The following is a 14,787-nucleotide window of genomic DNA, read 5'->3' as shown; positions in this document are numbered from 1 at the left end:
CTTCTATAGTGGCCCTTCTCTTACGGAGGGCCTTTGATGACTGACCTGCTGACTCCCATCCAAGCCGCACTCGCTTTACCGCACGCCCCACTGCTCCTGACCCAGGCCGGTGCCTTGCCCTCGACCTTCGCCGTGACAGACCTGGCGGCCGCCAGCATCGGCGCCGCGGGCCAGGCCGTCGCCCAGTTGATTGAGCAACAAACCGGCCGCCTGCCCAGCGTCAGCGTGGATCGGCGCCTGGCCTCGTTGTGGTTCTCCTCGTCGATTCGCCCCGTGGGGTGGCAAGTGCCGCCTTTGTGGGACCCGGTAGCGGGTGATTACTCCAGCGTCGATGGCTGGATCCGCCTGCACACCAACGCGCCCCATCATCGCGCAGCGGCCGAGCGGGTATTGGGACCTGCCGCTGATCGCGCAGCGATGGCGAGTAGAGTCGCGACCTGGAAAGCCGCCGAACTGGAACAGGCGGTTGTCGATGCGGGCGGTTGTGCGGCGCAGATGCGTAGCTGGCAAGCCTGGCAGCAGCATCCCCAAGGTTTGGCGGTAAACGCCGAGGCGTTGATCCAGCGCCAGGTCTTCGAACCCGGCACCGACAAACCCTGGCTCGGTTTTGCGGCGCGTCCACTGGCTGGCATCAAGGTGCTGGATTTGACCCGGGTGCTAGCCGGCCCGGTGGCCAGTCGTTTCCTCGCCGGCTTGGGTGCCGACGTACTGCGTATCGACTCGCCCACCTGGAACGAACCTGGCGTCGTCCCGGAAATGACCTTGGGCAAACGCTGCACTCGCCTTGATCTAAAGAGCCACGACGACCGCCAGGTGTTCGAAGCGTTGCTCAAGGACGCCGACATCCTGTTCCACGGTTATCGCGCCGATGCCCTGGAGCAACTGGGTTATACCCTTGGCGAACGACAGCGCATCGCCCCCGGCCTGATCGACGTCAGCCTCAACGCCTATGGCTGGAGCGGCCCATGGCGTAATCGTCGCGGCTTTGACAGCCTGGTGCAGATGAGCAGCGGGATTGCCGAGGCTGGCATGGCTTGGAAACAGGCAGATAAACCGCTGCCGCTACCGGTGCAGGCGCTGGATCACGCCACCGGCTACCTGATGGCCGCCAGTGCGATTCGGGCTTTGGCCGAGCGCCTGGAAACTGGCCGTGGCGGTTCGGCGCGCTTGTCGTTGGCACGCACCGCGAAATTGCTGGTGGAGGCCGGGCAAGTGCCACAGCAAGCGGCATTGCGTGAGGAAGACATCAATGACCAAGGCCTGGTGGTGGAGCAGACAGCCTGGGGCCAGGCTCATCGACTACTCGCGCCGCTGAGCATCAGTGGCACGCCGTTGCAGTGGGATTTGCCGGCGGTGGAACTGGGCTCGCACCGGCCACAGTGGTGACTGATACCCTGTAGGAGCGAGCTTGCTCGCGAAGGTCGCCAACGATAACGCGGGAAACCTGATACACAGCGGCGTTCTCAGGTTTTTCGCGAGCAAGCTCGCTCCTACAGGGTTGTCCACAAATGCTGCGCCGCATACGCCCTCAACGGCCGCCACGCCTCGGCCCGCGCCAATAACTGCCGCGCCGACACCGGCCCACCTTCCAAGGCCGCCAAGGCATTGATCAGCCCGATATCCCCCGACGCAAACGCATCCGCCTCACGCAACTGGCGCATGGCGATGTACTGCGCGGTCCACTCTCCAATCCCCGGCAACGCCACCAACTGTGCAACGCCGTCCTTGAGGCTGGCCTTGGGTTCGAAAAGCTGAGGATCATCCAACAGCGCCTGGGCCACACCAGACAAGGTACGGCCTCGCGCCTTGGGCATGCCCAGGGTGGCCAGGTCCGCCGCCGCCAGCACCTCAGGTGCCGGGAACAGGTGGGTAATACCGGCGTGCGGGGTTGGCAGGGTCTGGCCATACTGCGCCACCAGTTTGCCCGCCAGGCGAATCGCCGCCACTACGGTGATCTGCTGGCCCAGCACCGCGCGAATCGCCAGTTCCAACCCATCCCAGGTGCCAGGCAACCGCAGGCCAGGGCGGGCCGTAACCAGTTGCGCCATCAGGGGGTCCTGCGCCAATTGCGCGTTGATTACCTCAGGCACGGCATCCAGATCAAACATCCTGCGCAAGCGCTGCTCGATCTCGGGCATGGCGGCAGGCTCAGGAAAGTCGACCGTCACCTCCAGCCAATCCCCCGCACCCGGTTCGACGCTGACCCAGCCATATCGCCCAGCCACACTGATGCTGCGTCGATATACGCCGGCGACCACGGTTTCCAACCCGGTAATCGCCCGCGCCGATAAGAAACCCAGCATCGCCGCCCAGTCGTAGGGCCCTTGATACGCCAACTTCACAATGACAATACTCCGCTGTACAACCCATACGCGGCCAACCCGGCGCCCGCGATCACGCCGCCGAAAATGCCTTTTTCCACGGTGGTAAACAAGGGTTTGCCCTGCTCGCGCTTGGCCAGGGCAAACAGGATCACACCCGGTGCGTACAGCAACGCCGACAGCAGCAAGTACTTCAAGCCCCCCGCATACAGCAGCCAGATCGCATAGCCGAGGGCAATCAGCCCCACCAGCAGATCTTTCATGCGCCGACCCTGCCAGCCTGCATAGGTTTCGCCGCGTGCGCTCAACAGCACCGCATAGGCCGCCGACCACAAGTAAGGCACCAGGATCATCGACGACGCCAGGTAGATCAGGGTGGTGTAGGTGCTGGCTGAAAACAGCGTGATCACCAAGAACGCCTGGATCATCACGTTGGTCAGCCACAAGGCATTGACCGGCACCTGATTGGCGTTTTCCTTCTTCAGGAACGCCGGCATGGTCTTGTCCTGGGCGGTGGCATAGAGGATTTCCGCGCACAGCAGCGCCCATGACAGCAGCGCCCCGAGCAGCGAAACCGCCAGGCCGATACTGATCAGTACCGCGCCCCAAGGCCCGACGATATGCTCCAACACCCCCGCCAGGGACGGGTTCTGTAATTGCGCCAGCTCCGGCTGGCTCATGATGCCCAGGGACAGCACATTCACCAGCACCAGCAAGGCCAGCACGCCGACGAAACCAATCACGGTGGCACGCCCGACATCCGAGCGCTTCTGAGCCCGCGCTGAATACACACTGGCGCCTTCGATCCCGATGAATACGAACACCGTGACCAGCATCATATGGCGCACCTGCTCGACCACGCTGCCCATCTGCGGATTGCCCAGGCCCCAGATATCGCGAGTGAAAATATCCGCCTTGAACGCAACGGCGGCGATCACGATAAACATCAGCAGCGGCACGATCTTCGCCACCGTAGTGACTTGGTTGATGAACGCCGCCTCTTTGATCCCGCGCATCACCAGAAAATGCACAGCCCACAACAACAGCGACGCGCAGCCAATGGCGAGCGGGGTATTGCCCTGGCCGAACGCCGGAAAAAAGTAGCCGAGGGTGCTGAACAGCAAGACGAAATAACCGACGTTGCCCATCCACGCACTGATCCAGTAACCCCAGGCGGACGAAAAACCCATGTAGTCGCCGAAACCCGCCTTGGCATACGCATAGACCCCGGAATCCAATTCGGGCTTACGGTTCGCCAGGGTCTGGAACACAAAGGCCAGGGTCAGCATGCCAATGGCGGTGATTGCCCAGCCGATCAGTATGGCGCCCACTTCGGCACGGGCGGCCATGTTTTGCGGCAGTGAGAAAATCCCGCCGCCAATCATCGAGCCCACCACCAGGGCGATCAGGGCACTGAGCCGGAGTTTCTGGGCGGGTTGGGTCATGCAGGTTCCTCGAAATAAACGGTTGGCCGACAACTGCGCACGCAAGTAATTCAAATTAATGACGTTGTCATAACATAAGGATATGTAAAGGTACGAAGTTTAGGCTTATTTAGAATTTAAATACGTCAATTATGAAGTACTCGTCAAACAACGCACAAAAAATTTGCACATTCGCAAATAAGAACTAGCGTCAACACCCATGCCCCAACCAATTGATTAACCATAAAGCAAAGAGCGCTCTACCCAGCGTCTTTGCGGGATTTTCTTGCCCGCAAAACCTCACCCTAAGTCGTTAATTCACAATGGAATGTGCCAATGAAGTGATCTGAGTCAGCTGTTTGATTAGCGCACGGAATTATTCTGTGGTCTCTCTTCTCCTGCATTGGAGTCATGCAATGTCTGAAACTCCCGGAAAACTTCGATTAGGCGCCCTGGTCGCACTTGTCGTCGGTTCGATGATTGGCGGCGGCATCTTTTCATTGCCACAAAACATGGCCGCCAGCGCCGATGTCGGTGCGGTGTTGATCGGCTGGGTAATTACCGCCATCGGCATGTTGACCCTCGCCTTCGTGTTCCAGACCCTCGCCAACCGCAAGCCTGACCTCGACGGCGGGGTATATGCCTACGCCAAGGCCGGTTTCGGCGACTACATGGGCTTTTCGTCCGCCTGGGGTTACTGGATCAGCGCCTGGCTGGGCAACGTCGGCTACTTCGTCTTGCTGTTCAGCACCCTGGGCTACTTCTTTCCGGTCTTTGGCGAGGGCAATACCCCGACGGCGGTGATCGCTGCGTCAGTGCTGTTATGGGCCGTGCATTTTCTGGTGCTGCGCGGGATCAAGGAAGCGGCGTTCATCAACCTGGTGACCACCGTCGCCAAGGTGGTGCCGCTGCTGCTGTTCGTGCTCATCGCGCTGTTCGCGTTCAAGCTGGACATCTTCACCGCCGACATCTGGGGCGTGAAAAACCCTGACCTGGGCAGTGTGATGAACCAGGTGCGCAACATGATGCTGGTCACCGTGTGGGTGTTTATCGGCATCGAAGGCGCGAGCATCTTCTCGTCCCGCGCCGAGAAACGCAGCGACGTGGGCAAGGCCACCGTGATCGGCTTTATCACCGTCTTGCTGTTCCTGATGCTGGTGAACGTGCTGTCCCTGGGGATCATGACCCAGCCGGAACTGGCCAAGCTGCAGAACCCGTCGATGGCCGCCGTGCTGGAGCATGTCGTAGGCCACTGGGGCGCGGTGCTGATCAGCGTGGGCTTGATCATTTCCCTGCTCGGCGCGCTGCTGTCCTGGGTGCTGTTGTGTGCGGAGATCATGTTCGCCGCCGCCAAGGACCACACCATGCCGGAGTTCCTGCGCAAGGAGAACGCCAACCACGTGCCGGTCAACGCCCTGTGGCTGACCAACGCAATGGTGCAGATATTCCTGGTGATCACGCTGTTTTCCGCCAGCACCTACCTGTCACTGATCTACCTCGCCACCTCGATGATCCTGGTGCCTTACCTGTGGTCGGCGGCCTATGCCCTGCTGCTGGCGGTGCGCGGCGAGACCTACGAGAACGCCCTCAAAGAGCGCAGGAAAGACCTGTTCATCGGCGCCATCGCCCTGATCTATGCGATCTGGCTGCTGTATGCCGGCGGCACCAAATACCTGCTGCTCTCCGCCCTGCTCTACGCCCCCGGCGCGATCCTGTTCGCCAAGGCCAAGCGTGAACTGGGCAAACCGATTTTCACCCCCGTCGAGAAGCTGATTTTCGCCGCCGTGGTCATTGGCGCCCTGGTGGCGGCCTATGGGCTCTACGACGGCTTCCTGACCCTGTAATTGTTGTTCACTGGAGGATCTGTAATGACCACGGAAAAAGTGAAGTACGGCGTACATTCCGAAGCCGGCAAACTGCGCAAAGTCATGGTGTGCTCCCCAGGTTTGGCCCACCAGCGGCTGACCCCCAACAACTGCGACGAGCTGCTGTTCGATGACGTGCTGTGGGTGGCCCAGGCCAAGCGCGACCACTTCGACTTCGTGACCAAGATGCGCGAGCGGGACATTGATGTGCTGGAAATGCACAACCTGCTCACCGACATCGTCGCCAACCCCGAAGCGCTGGACTGGATTCTGGAACGCAAGATCACCGCCAACACGGTAGGCCTGGGCCTGGTCGATGAAGTCGGCTCGTGGCTGCGCAGCCTGGAGCCGCGCAAAATCAGCGAGTACCTGATTGGCGGCGTGTCTGCCGACGACCTGCCGAGCAGCTTCGGTGGCAAGACCATCGAGATGTTCCGCGATTTTCTCGGCCACGCCAGTTTCATTCTGCCGCCGCTGCCCAACACCCAGTTCACCCGCGACACCACTTGCTGGATCTACGGCGGCGTGACGCTCAACCCGATGTACTGGCCGGCGCGCCGCCAGGAAACCCTGCTGACCAGCGCCATCTATAAATTCCACCCTGAGTTCACCAACGCGGACTTCCAGATCTGGTACGGCGACCCCGACCAGGAACATGGCGCCGCGACGCTGGAAGGCGGCGACGTGATGCCGATTGGCAACGGTGTGGTGTTGATCGGCATGGGCGAACGCTCGTCCCACCAGGCCATCGGCCAACTGGCGCGCAACCTGTTCCAGAACAAAGCCGTGGAACGCGTCATCGTTGCCGGCCTGCCCAAATCCCGCGCCGCGATGCACCTGGACACCGTGTTCAGCTTCTGCGACCGCGACCTGGTCACCGTTTTCCCCGAAGTGGTCAACCAGATCGTGCCCTTCACCCTGCGCCCTGATGAGAGCAAGCCCCACGGCATCGACATCCAGCGCGAGAAAACCAACTTCCTCGAAACCGTGGCTGCAGCGCTCAACCTCAAGGCGCTACGTGTCGTGGAGACCGGCGGCAACAGCTTCGCCGCCGAACGCGAGCAATGGGATGACGGCAACAACGTGGTGGCCGTGGAACCGGGCGTGGTGATTGGCTACGACCGCAACACCTACACCAACACCCTGCTGCGCAAGGCCGGTGTGGAAGTCATCACCATCAGCGCCGGTGAACTCGGCCGTGGCCGTGGCGGCGGCCACTGCATGACCTGCCCGATCATCCGCGACCCTATCGACTATTAAGGAGATTCCATCATGGCTTTCAATATGCGCAACCGCAGCCTGCTGTCGCTGATGCACCACACTACCCGCGAGCTGCATTACCTGCTGGACCTGTCCCGCGACCTCAAACGCGCCAAATACACCGGCACCGAGCGCCCGCACCTGCTGGGCAAAAACATCGCGCTGATCTTCGAAAAAACCTCGACCCGCACTCGCTGTGCCTTCGAAGTCGCGGCCCATGACCAGGGCGCCCACGTTACCTACATCGACCCGGTGTCGTCGCAGATCGGCCACAAAGAAAGCATGAAAGACACCGCCCGCGTGTTGGGCAGGATGTTCGATGCCATCGAGTACCGTGGTTTTGAGCAGGAAATCGTCGAAGAGCTGGCCAAGTTTGCCGGTGTGCCGGTGTTCAACGGCCTCACCGCCGAATTCCACCCGACCCAGATGATCGCCGACACCTTGACCATGCGCGAACACAGCGACAAGCCGCTGCATGACATCAGCTACGCCTACCTCGGGGACGCCCGTTACAACATGGGCAACTCGCTGCTGATGATCGGCGCCAAGCTCGGCATGGACGTGCGCATCGGCGCGCCGAAAGCGCTGTGGCCCCATGAAGATTTCATCAAGCAATGCCAGGCCTTTGCCGAGGAAAGCGGTGCACGCATCACCATCACCGAAGACCCTGCAGAGGCCGTGAAGGGCGTGGACTTCATCCACACCGATATCTGGGTGTCCATGGGCGAACCGGTGGAAGCGTGGGACGAGCGCATCGAGCAACTGCTGCCGTACCAGGTCAACGCCAAGATGATGAAAGCCTCGGGCAACCCTCGGGTGAAATTCATGCATTGCCTGCCGGCGTTCCACAACAGTGAAACCAAAGTCGGCAAGGACATCGCGGCGCGCTATCCGCACCTGGCCAATGGCGTGGAAGTGACCGAAGAGGTGTTCGAGTCGCCGGCCAACATCGCCTTTGAGCAGGCGGAAAACCGCATGCATACCATCAAGGCGATCCTGGTGTCGGCGTTGGCAGACATCTAAACCCTGCCGCGATCCCACTGTAGGAGCGAGCTTGCTCGCGAAAAACTCAAGGGCACCGCGTTCATCCAGAAAGGGCGCGCTATCGTTGACCGCCTTCGCGAGCAAGCTCGCTCCTACACAGGATTGCGAGCTCTAGAAGGATTGCATTATGCGCATCGTCGTAGCCCTGGGCGGCAACGCCCTCCTGCGTCGTGGTGAACCCATGACCGCGGACAATCAACGGGCCAATATCCGTATCGCCACCGAACAGATCGCCAAGATCCACCCCGGCAACGAGCTGGTGATCGCCCATGGCAATGGCCCGCAAGTGGGCCTGCTGTCATTGCAGGCGGCGGCCTACACCAGTGTTTCGCCCTACCCCTTGGACGTGCTCGGTGCCGAGACCGAAGGCATGATCGGCTACATCATCGAACAGGAACTGGGCAACCTGCTGGACTTTGAAGTGCCGTTCGCCACCTTGCTCACCCAGGTGGAAGTGGATGCCAAGGACCCGGCCTTCCAGACCCCTACCAAGCCCATCGGCCCGGTATATGCCAAAGCCGAAGCCGAGAAACTCGCCGCCGAGAAAGGTTGGACCATCGCGCCCGACGGCGACAAATACCGCCGCGTAGTGGCCAGCCCGCGCCCCAAACGCATCTTTGAAATTCGCCCGATCAAATGGCTGTTGGAGAAAAAAGCCATCGTGATCTGCGCCGGTGGCGGCGGCATCCCCACCATGTATGGCGAAGACGGCAAGCTGCGCGGCATTGAAGCCGTGATCGACAAAGACCTGTGTTCCTCCTTGCTGGCCACGCAACTGGAGGCCGATTTGCTGGTCATCGCCACCGACGTCAACGCCGCCTTTATCGACTTCGGCAAGCCCACCCAGCAGGCCATCGGCCAGGCCCACCCTGACGATATGGAGAAACTCGGCTTCGCCGCCGGCTCCATGGGCCCCAAGGTACAGGCCGCCTGCGAGTTCGCCCGCCAGACTGGCAAAACCGCCGTGATCGGTTCACTCTCGGACATCGAAGCCATCGTCCAGGGCAGCGCCGGCACGCGCATCAGCACGGCCAAACCTGGCATCACCTACCTGTGAAGTTGAGGAGAATCGCCTATGGCTACCTTTGAACCCGGTCACTTGCATATCGAGCGACACGCGCTGAACAAGGACGATGTCAGCTACGACCTGCGCCTGGACTATGAAGTTGTCACGGATGACCGCGAAGGCAAAGGCATGCAGTTCACCCTGCATGGCAGCATCCAGGGCAAGGACATGAAGGAAACCTTCTTCCTGCCCAAGGACCAGGCCTACAACTTCGCCAGCAATGTGACCAAGATTGTCGAAAAATACGGCATTCCCAAGGCTCATAGCAGCGTCGGTTCACAGCACAAGCATTACGATCTGATGTTTGAGGATGTGCGCAAGCAGTTGGACATGAAGTCCGGCGACCCAGTCAAACCCGAACACCTGGAGTAAAAACACCGCAAATCCCCTGTGGGAGCGGGCTTGCTCGCGAATGCGGTGGATCAGTCAATAATCAGCTGACTGACCCACCGCATTCGCGAGCAAGCCCGCTCCCACATTTTGATCTCCACTCGCTCCAAGGCATACTTGCCGCCTCTGCTCTTCAGAATTGCCAACCGCCCCATGCGTATCCACGTCAGCTTCATCGACCGCGTCGGCATCACCCAGGAAGTCCTGGCCTTGCTCGGTGGGCGCAATCTCAATCTGGATGCGGTGGAGATGGTGCCGCCCAATGTCTATATCGATGCGCCGACCCTCAGCGCCGAGGTGCTCGAAGAACTGCGCGACGCGTTGTTCAGCGTGCACGGCGTGCAAGCGGTGAAGGTGGTCGACATCCTTCCGGGCCAGCGCCGCCATTTGCAACTCGACGCCCTGCTGGCGGCCATGACCGACCCGGTACTGGCTCTGGACAGCGCGGGCAAGATCCTGCTGGCCAACCCGGCGTTGATCGCCTTGTACGGGCGCGAACCGGCCGGGGAAAGCATCGCCGAGCTGTTCGATGATCCGGCCTTGCTGGAGACCCTGCTGGAGCAGGGCTTTCGATTGCCGTTGCGCGAGATCAGCGTCAACGGCCAGACCCTGCTGCTGGGCGCCACGCCGATCACCGACGCCGGCGCCCTGCTCACCCTCTACCAGCCCAACCGCATCGGCGAACAACTGTCGGCGCTGCACCATGACCACGCCGAAGGGTTTGATGCGCTGCTGGGCGAGTCCCCGGCGATCCGCACGCTCAAGGCGCGGGCGCAACGGGTGGCGGCGCTAGATGCACCGCTGCTGATCCAGGGCGAAACCGGTACCGGCAAAGAGCTGGTGGCCCGCGCCTGCCACGCCATCAGTGCGCGTCACAGTGCGCCGTTTCTGGCACTGAACTGCGCGGCACTGCCGGAAAATCTCGCCGAAAGTGAATTGTTCGGCTATGCCCCTGGCGCCTTTACCGGCGCGCAACGCGGTGGCAAACCAGGGCTGATGGAGCTGGCCAACCAGGGCACGGTGTTCCTCGATGAGATCGGTGAGATGTCGCCGTACCTGCAAGCCAAGCTGCTGCGTTTTCTCAATGACGGCAGCTTTCGCCGCGTGGGCGGTGACCGCGAAGTGAAGGTCAATGTGCGCATCCTCAGTGCCACCCACCGCGACCTGGAAAAGATGGTCAGCGAAGGCACCTTTCGCGAAGACCTGTTTTACCGCCTCAACGTGCTCAACGTCGCCGTGCCGCCCTTGCGCGAACGCGGCCAGGACATCCTGCTGCTGGCGCGCTACTTCATGCAGCAAGCCTGCGCGCAGATCCAGCGCCCGGTCTGCCGCCTGGCGCCCGGCACCTACCCAGCCCTGCTCGGCAACCACTGGCCGGGCAACGTGCGGCAGTTGCAAAACGTGATCTTCCGCGCCGCCGCCATCTGCGAAAGCAGCCTGGTGGACATCGGCGACCTGGACATCGCCGGCACCTCCGTGGCGCGCCAGAGCGATGGTGAAGTCGACAGCCTGGAACAGGCCGTGGAAGACTTCGAGCGCAGCCTGCTGGAAAGCCTCTACAGCCGCTACCCCTCGACCCGCCAACTGGCCAGCCGGCTGCAAACCTCCCACACGGCTATCGCCCATCGCCTGCGCAAATACGGCATACCCAACAAGCCTTGAGCCATGTTCTATCCACTGTAGGAGCGAGCTTGCTCGCGAAAAATCCGAGGGCGCTAGGTTCATCCAGGCTTCCCGCGTCATCGTTGGCGATCTTCGCGAGCAAGCTCGCTCCTACAGTGGGCGAAACCCAGATTTGGTCTGAGAACGACATTCAGTGTACTGAAAGCGCTACAGCGTAACGATATCGCTACAGCCCTGTTTTTTGCGTGCCATGCAAGGCTTTGATCCACATAGGCTTTTTTTTACGCACCCGACTGTAGCGAAATCGCTACAGTCAAATACATCCCCGCCCTTACCACAACTCTTAAATCGTTGATCTATAACGAATTAATAACCTTGGCCGCGATATTGCTAAGCAACTCCTCATTATTCCAATCCCGTCCACCAGACGATTCTGGCCCTGAGGAGTTTCCATGAGCGAGTTGCGTTTCACTGAAGATCACGAATGGCTGCGCGCCGAAGCCGATGGCAGCGTCACCGTGGGTATCACCGCTTTTGCGCAAAACGCGCTGGGTGACGTGGTTTTCGTGCAACTGCCGGAGTTGCAGGCTTATACCAAGGGCGCCGAAGCCTCCACCGTGGAATCGGTAAAAGCTGCCAGCGGTGTGTACATGCCGCTGGACGGCGAAGTGCTGGAAGTCAACGACAAGCTCGATGGCAGCCCGGAACTGGTCAACGAAGACCCGATGGGCGAAGGCTGGTTCTTCCGCTTTAAACCAACCGATGCCAGTGCAGTGGCTAAGCTGTTGGATCAGGATGCGTACGACCGTCTGATCAAAGCCAACGCTGAAGCTTGAGGAGCGCGCCATGACCGTTAATCTGACCACCGCCAACGAATTCATCGCCCGCCACATCGGCCCGCGCCAGGAAGATGAGCAGCAAATGCTCGCCAGCCTGGGGTTTGATTCCCTCGAAGCCCTGAGCGCAAGCGTCATCCCCGAAAGCATCAAGGGCACCAGCGTGCTTGGCCTGGAAGACGGCCTGAGCGAAGCCGAGGCCCTGGCCAAGATCAAGGCCATCGCCAGCCAGAACCAACTGTTCAAGACCTACATCGGCCAGGGCTACTACAACTGCCATACGCCGTCGCCGATCCTGCGCAACCTGCTGGAAAACCCGGCTTGGTACACCGCCTACACGCCATATCAACCCGAGATTTCCCAAGGCCGCCTGGAAGCCCTGCTGAATTTCCAGACCCTGATCAGCGACCTCACCGGCCTGCCGATCGCCAACGCCTCCTTGCTCGACGAAGCCACCGCTGCCGCCGAAGCCATGACCTTCTGCAAGCGCCTGAGCAAGAACAAAAGCAGCCACGCGTTCTTCGCTTCGGTGCATAGCCACCCACAAACCCTAGACGTCCTGCGCACCCGCGCCGAACCACTGGGCATCGATGTGGTGGTGGGCGATGAGCGCGAACTGACCGACGTCAGCCCGTTCTTCGGCGCCCTGCTGCAATACCCGGCCAGCAACGGCGACGTGTTCGACTACCGCGAACTGACCGAGCGCTTCCACGCCGCCAACGCACTGGTCGCCGTGGCCGCCGACCTGCTGGCCCTGACCCTGCTGACGCCGCCGGGCGAATTCGGCGCCGACGTCGCCATTGGCAGCGCACAACGCTTTGGCGTGCCACTGGGCTTCGGTGGCCCGCACGCCGCGTACTTCTCCACCAAGGATGCGTTCAAGCGCGACATGCCAGGCCGTCTGGTCGGTGTGTCGGTAGACCGCTTCGGCAAGCCGGCCCTGCGCCTGGCCATGCAAACCCGCGAGCAACATATCCGCCGCGAGAAAGCCACCAGCAATATCTGCACCGCTCAAGTGCTGCTGGCCAACATCGCCAGCATGTACGCCGTGTATCACGGCCCCAAGGGCCTGACCCAGATCGCCCAGCGCATTCACCAGCTGACCGCGATCCTGGCCAAGGGCTTGACGGCCCTGGGCTTGAAAGTCGAGCAGCAACACTTCTTCGACACCCTGACAATCCACACCGGCGCCCACACCGCAGCCCTGCACGACAAGGCCCGCGCCCAGCGCATCAACTTGCGCGTGGTGGATGGCGAGCGCGTTGGCCTGTCGGTCGACGAAACCACCACCCAAGCCGATATCCAAGCCTTGTGGGCCATCTTCGCCGACGGCAAAAACCTGCCAGCCTTTGCTGCAACCGAAAGCACCCTGCCGAGCGCATTGCTGCGTCAGTCGCCGATCCTCAGCCACCCGGTGTTCAACCGTTATCACTCGGAAACCGAGCTGATGCGCTACCTGCGCAAGCTGGCCGACAAGGACCTGGCCCTGGACCGCACCATGATCCCGCTGGGCTCGTGCACCATGAAGCTCAACGCCGCCAGCGAAATGATCCCGGTGACCTGGGCCGAATTCGGTGCCCTGCACCCGTTCGCCCCCGCCGCGCAAAGCGCCGGCTACCAGCAACTGACCAGCGAACTGGAAGCCATGCTGTGTGCAGCGACCGGTTACGACGCGATCTCCCTGCAACCCAACGCCGGTTCCCAGGGTGAGTACGCCGGCCTCTTGGCCATCCGTGCCTATCACCAGAGCCGTGGCGAAGAACGTCGCGACATCTGCCTGATCCCGTCGTCAGCCCACGGTACCAACCCTGCGACCGCCAACATGGCCGGCATGCGCGTGGTGGTCACCGCTTGCGATGCACGCGGCAACGTCGACATCGAAGACCTGCGCGCCAAGGCCATCGAACACCGCGAGCACCTCGCCGCACTGATGATCACTTACCCGTCCACCCACGGCGTGTTCGAGGAAGGTATCCGCGAAATCTGCGGGATCATTCATGACAACGGCGGCCAGGTGTACATCGACGGCGCCAACATGAACGCCATGGTCGGCCTGTGCGCACCGGGCAAGTTCGGCGGCGATGTGTCCCACCTGAACCTGCACAAGACCTTCTGCATTCCCCACGGCGGTGGCGGCCCGGGCGTTGGCCCGATTGGCGTCAAATCGCACCTCACGCCATTCCTGCCAGGCCACGCAGCCATGGAACGCAAGGAAGGCGCGGTGTGCGCCGCGCCGTTTGGCAGCGCGAGCATTTTGCCAATCACCTGGATGTACATCAGCATGATGGGCGGCGCCGGCCTCAAGCGCGCGTCGCAGTTGGCGATCCTGAATGCCAACTACATTTCCCGCCGCCTGGAAGAGCACTACCCCGTGCTGTACACCGGCAGCAATGGCCTGGTGGCCCACGAATGCATCCTGGACCTGCGCCCGTTGAAAGACAGCAGCGGCATCAGCGTGGACGACGTGGCCAAGCGCCTGATCGATTTTGGTTTCCATGCGCCGACCATGTCGTTCCCGGTGGCCGGCACCTTGATGATCGAGCCGACCGAAAGTGAATCCAAGGAAGAGCTGGACCGCTTCTGCGACGCCATGATCGCCATCCGCGAAGAGATCCGCGCGGTAGAAAACGGCACCCTCGACAAAGACGACAACCCCCTCAAGAACGCACCGCACACGGCTGCGGAACTGGTGGGCGAATGGAGCCACCCCTACAGCCGTGAACAAGCGGTGTACCCAGTGGCGTCGTTGATCGAAGGCAAGTACTGGCCGCCGGTTGGCCGGGTCGACAACGTGTTTGGCGATCGCAACCTGGTGTGTGCGTGCCCTTCTATCGAGAGCTACGCATAACCTGAGAATGCACCCGGTCAAAAATGTGGGAGCGGGCTTGCTCGCGAATGCGGTCTTTCAGATGTTGATTATTTGACTGACCCACCGCTTTCGCGAGCAAGCCCGCTCCC

Annotated in this window: 11 protein-coding genes; 9 read left to right on the top strand and 2 right to left on the bottom strand. The window is 61.3% G+C overall.

Going from position 1 to position 14,787, the window contains the following annotated elements; all coding sequences use genetic code 11:
- Positions 1 to 36: 36 nt before the first annotated feature.
- A complete protein-coding gene (locus tag BUE92_RS08110) occupies positions 37 to 1,386 on the top strand; it encodes a CoA transferase (RefSeq protein ID WP_073522976.1) in 1,350 nt (449 codons plus the stop codon).
- Between the two features lie 104 nt (positions 1,387 to 1,490).
- Here the strand turns inward: BUE92_RS08110 and BUE92_RS08105 are convergent, their stop codons facing one another.
- Together BUE92_RS08105 and arcD (BUE92_RS08100) are read right to left on the bottom strand one after the other, a co-directional pair.
- The gene (locus BUE92_RS08105) at positions 1,491 to 2,342 is read right to left on the bottom strand and encodes a DNA-3-methyladenine glycosylase family protein (RefSeq protein ID WP_073522974.1); all 852 of its coding nucleotides are present in this window, start codon (positions 2,340 to 2,342) and stop codon (positions 1,491 to 1,493) included.
- Positions 2,339 to 3,766: an arginine-ornithine antiporter gene (gene arcD, locus BUE92_RS08100; protein ID WP_073522971.1), complete on the bottom strand. Its 1,428-nt coding sequence runs from the start codon at positions 3,764 to 3,766 to the stop codon at positions 2,339 to 2,341. Before arcD (BUE92_RS08100) ends, BUE92_RS08105 begins: the two co-directional genes overlap by 4 nt.
- A 395-nt stretch (positions 3,767 to 4,161) precedes the next feature.
- On the opposite strand from arcD (BUE92_RS08100), the gene arcD (BUE92_RS08095) reads away from it, so the two are divergent.
- The 8 genes from arcD (BUE92_RS08095) to gcvP all read left to right on the top strand — a co-directional run bounded on the left by arcD (BUE92_RS08095) (position 4,162) and on the right by gcvP (position 14,677).
- The gene (gene arcD, locus BUE92_RS08095) at positions 4,162 to 5,589 is read left to right on the top strand and encodes an arginine-ornithine antiporter (RefSeq protein WP_014719693.1); all 1,428 of its coding nucleotides are present in this window, start codon (positions 4,162 to 4,164) and stop codon (positions 5,587 to 5,589) included.
- Positions 5,590 to 5,613: 24 nt separating this feature from the next.
- Entirely contained in the window at positions 5,614 to 6,870 is a 1,257-nt protein-coding gene (gene arcA, locus BUE92_RS08090; RefSeq protein ID WP_014719694.1) for an arginine deiminase, read from the top strand.
- Between the two features lie 12 nt (positions 6,871 to 6,882).
- Positions 6,883 to 7,893, top strand: coding sequence for an ornithine carbamoyltransferase (locus tag BUE92_RS08085; protein ID WP_073522969.1), 1,011 nt, complete (start codon positions 6,883 to 6,885; stop codon positions 7,891 to 7,893).
- A gap of 148 nt (positions 7,894 to 8,041) precedes the next feature.
- Positions 8,042 to 8,971, top strand: coding sequence for a carbamate kinase (arcC, locus tag BUE92_RS08080; RefSeq protein ID WP_073522967.1), 930 nt, complete (start codon positions 8,042 to 8,044; stop codon positions 8,969 to 8,971).
- Positions 8,972 to 8,989: 18 nt separating this feature from the next.
- Complete coding sequence (locus tag BUE92_RS08075) at positions 8,990 to 9,352, top strand: DUF5064 family protein (RefSeq protein ID WP_073522966.1); 363 nt, start codon at positions 8,990 to 8,992, stop codon at positions 9,350 to 9,352.
- 171 nt (positions 9,353 to 9,523) lie between these two features.
- Entirely contained in the window at positions 9,524 to 11,032 is a 1,509-nt protein-coding gene (locus BUE92_RS08070) for a sigma-54-dependent transcriptional regulator (RefSeq protein WP_073522965.1), read from the top strand.
- 413 nt (positions 11,033 to 11,445) lie between these two features.
- Positions 11,446 to 11,829, top strand: a complete 384-nt coding sequence (gene gcvH / locus BUE92_RS08060) for a glycine cleavage system protein GcvH (RefSeq protein WP_073522963.1) — start codon at positions 11,446 to 11,448, stop codon at positions 11,827 to 11,829.
- 10 nt (positions 11,830 to 11,839) lie between these two features.
- Positions 11,840 to 14,677: an aminomethyl-transferring glycine dehydrogenase gene (gcvP, locus tag BUE92_RS08055; RefSeq protein ID WP_073522962.1), complete on the top strand. Its 2,838-nt coding sequence runs from the start codon at positions 11,840 to 11,842 to the stop codon at positions 14,675 to 14,677.
- Positions 14,678 to 14,787: the final 110 nt, after the last annotated feature.

It is taken from the genome of Pseudomonas fluorescens, assembly GCF_001902145.1.
GTDB lineage: Bacteria > Pseudomonadota > Gammaproteobacteria > Pseudomonadales > Pseudomonadaceae > Aquipseudomonas > Aquipseudomonas fluorescens_BV.
Note: the sequence above shows the minus strand (reverse complement) of the source record. Positions and strands in the feature narration are given on the sequence as shown.

Excerpts from the sequence above, each read along its gene's own strand:
- gcvH (WP_073522963.1), top strand. The coding sequence starts at position 11,446 with ATGAGCGAGTTGCGTTTCACTGAAGATCACGAATGGCTGCGCGCCGAA.
- arcD (WP_073522971.1), bottom strand. The coding sequence starts at position 3,766 with ATGACCCAACCCGCCCAGAAACTCCGGCTCAGTGCCCTGATCGCCCTG.
- BUE92_RS08085 (WP_073522969.1), top strand. The coding sequence starts at position 6,883 with ATGGCTTTCAATATGCGCAACCGCAGCCTGCTGTCGCTGATGCACCAC.
- BUE92_RS08110 (WP_073522976.1), top strand. The coding sequence starts at position 37 with ATGACTGACCTGCTGACTCCCATCCAAGCCGCACTCGCTTTACCGCAC.
- gcvP (WP_073522962.1), top strand. The coding sequence starts at position 11,840 with ATGACCGTTAATCTGACCACCGCCAACGAATTCATCGCCCGCCACATC.
- arcD (WP_014719693.1), top strand. The coding sequence starts at position 4,162 with ATGTCTGAAACTCCCGGAAAACTTCGATTAGGCGCCCTGGTCGCACTT.
- arcA (WP_014719694.1), top strand. The coding sequence starts at position 5,614 with ATGACCACGGAAAAAGTGAAGTACGGCGTACATTCCGAAGCCGGCAAA.
- BUE92_RS08070 (WP_073522965.1), top strand. The coding sequence starts at position 9,524 with ATGCGTATCCACGTCAGCTTCATCGACCGCGTCGGCATCACCCAGGAA.
- BUE92_RS08075 (WP_073522966.1), top strand. The coding sequence starts at position 8,990 with ATGGCTACCTTTGAACCCGGTCACTTGCATATCGAGCGACACGCGCTG.
- arcC (WP_073522967.1), top strand. The coding sequence starts at position 8,042 with ATGCGCATCGTCGTAGCCCTGGGCGGCAACGCCCTCCTGCGTCGTGGT.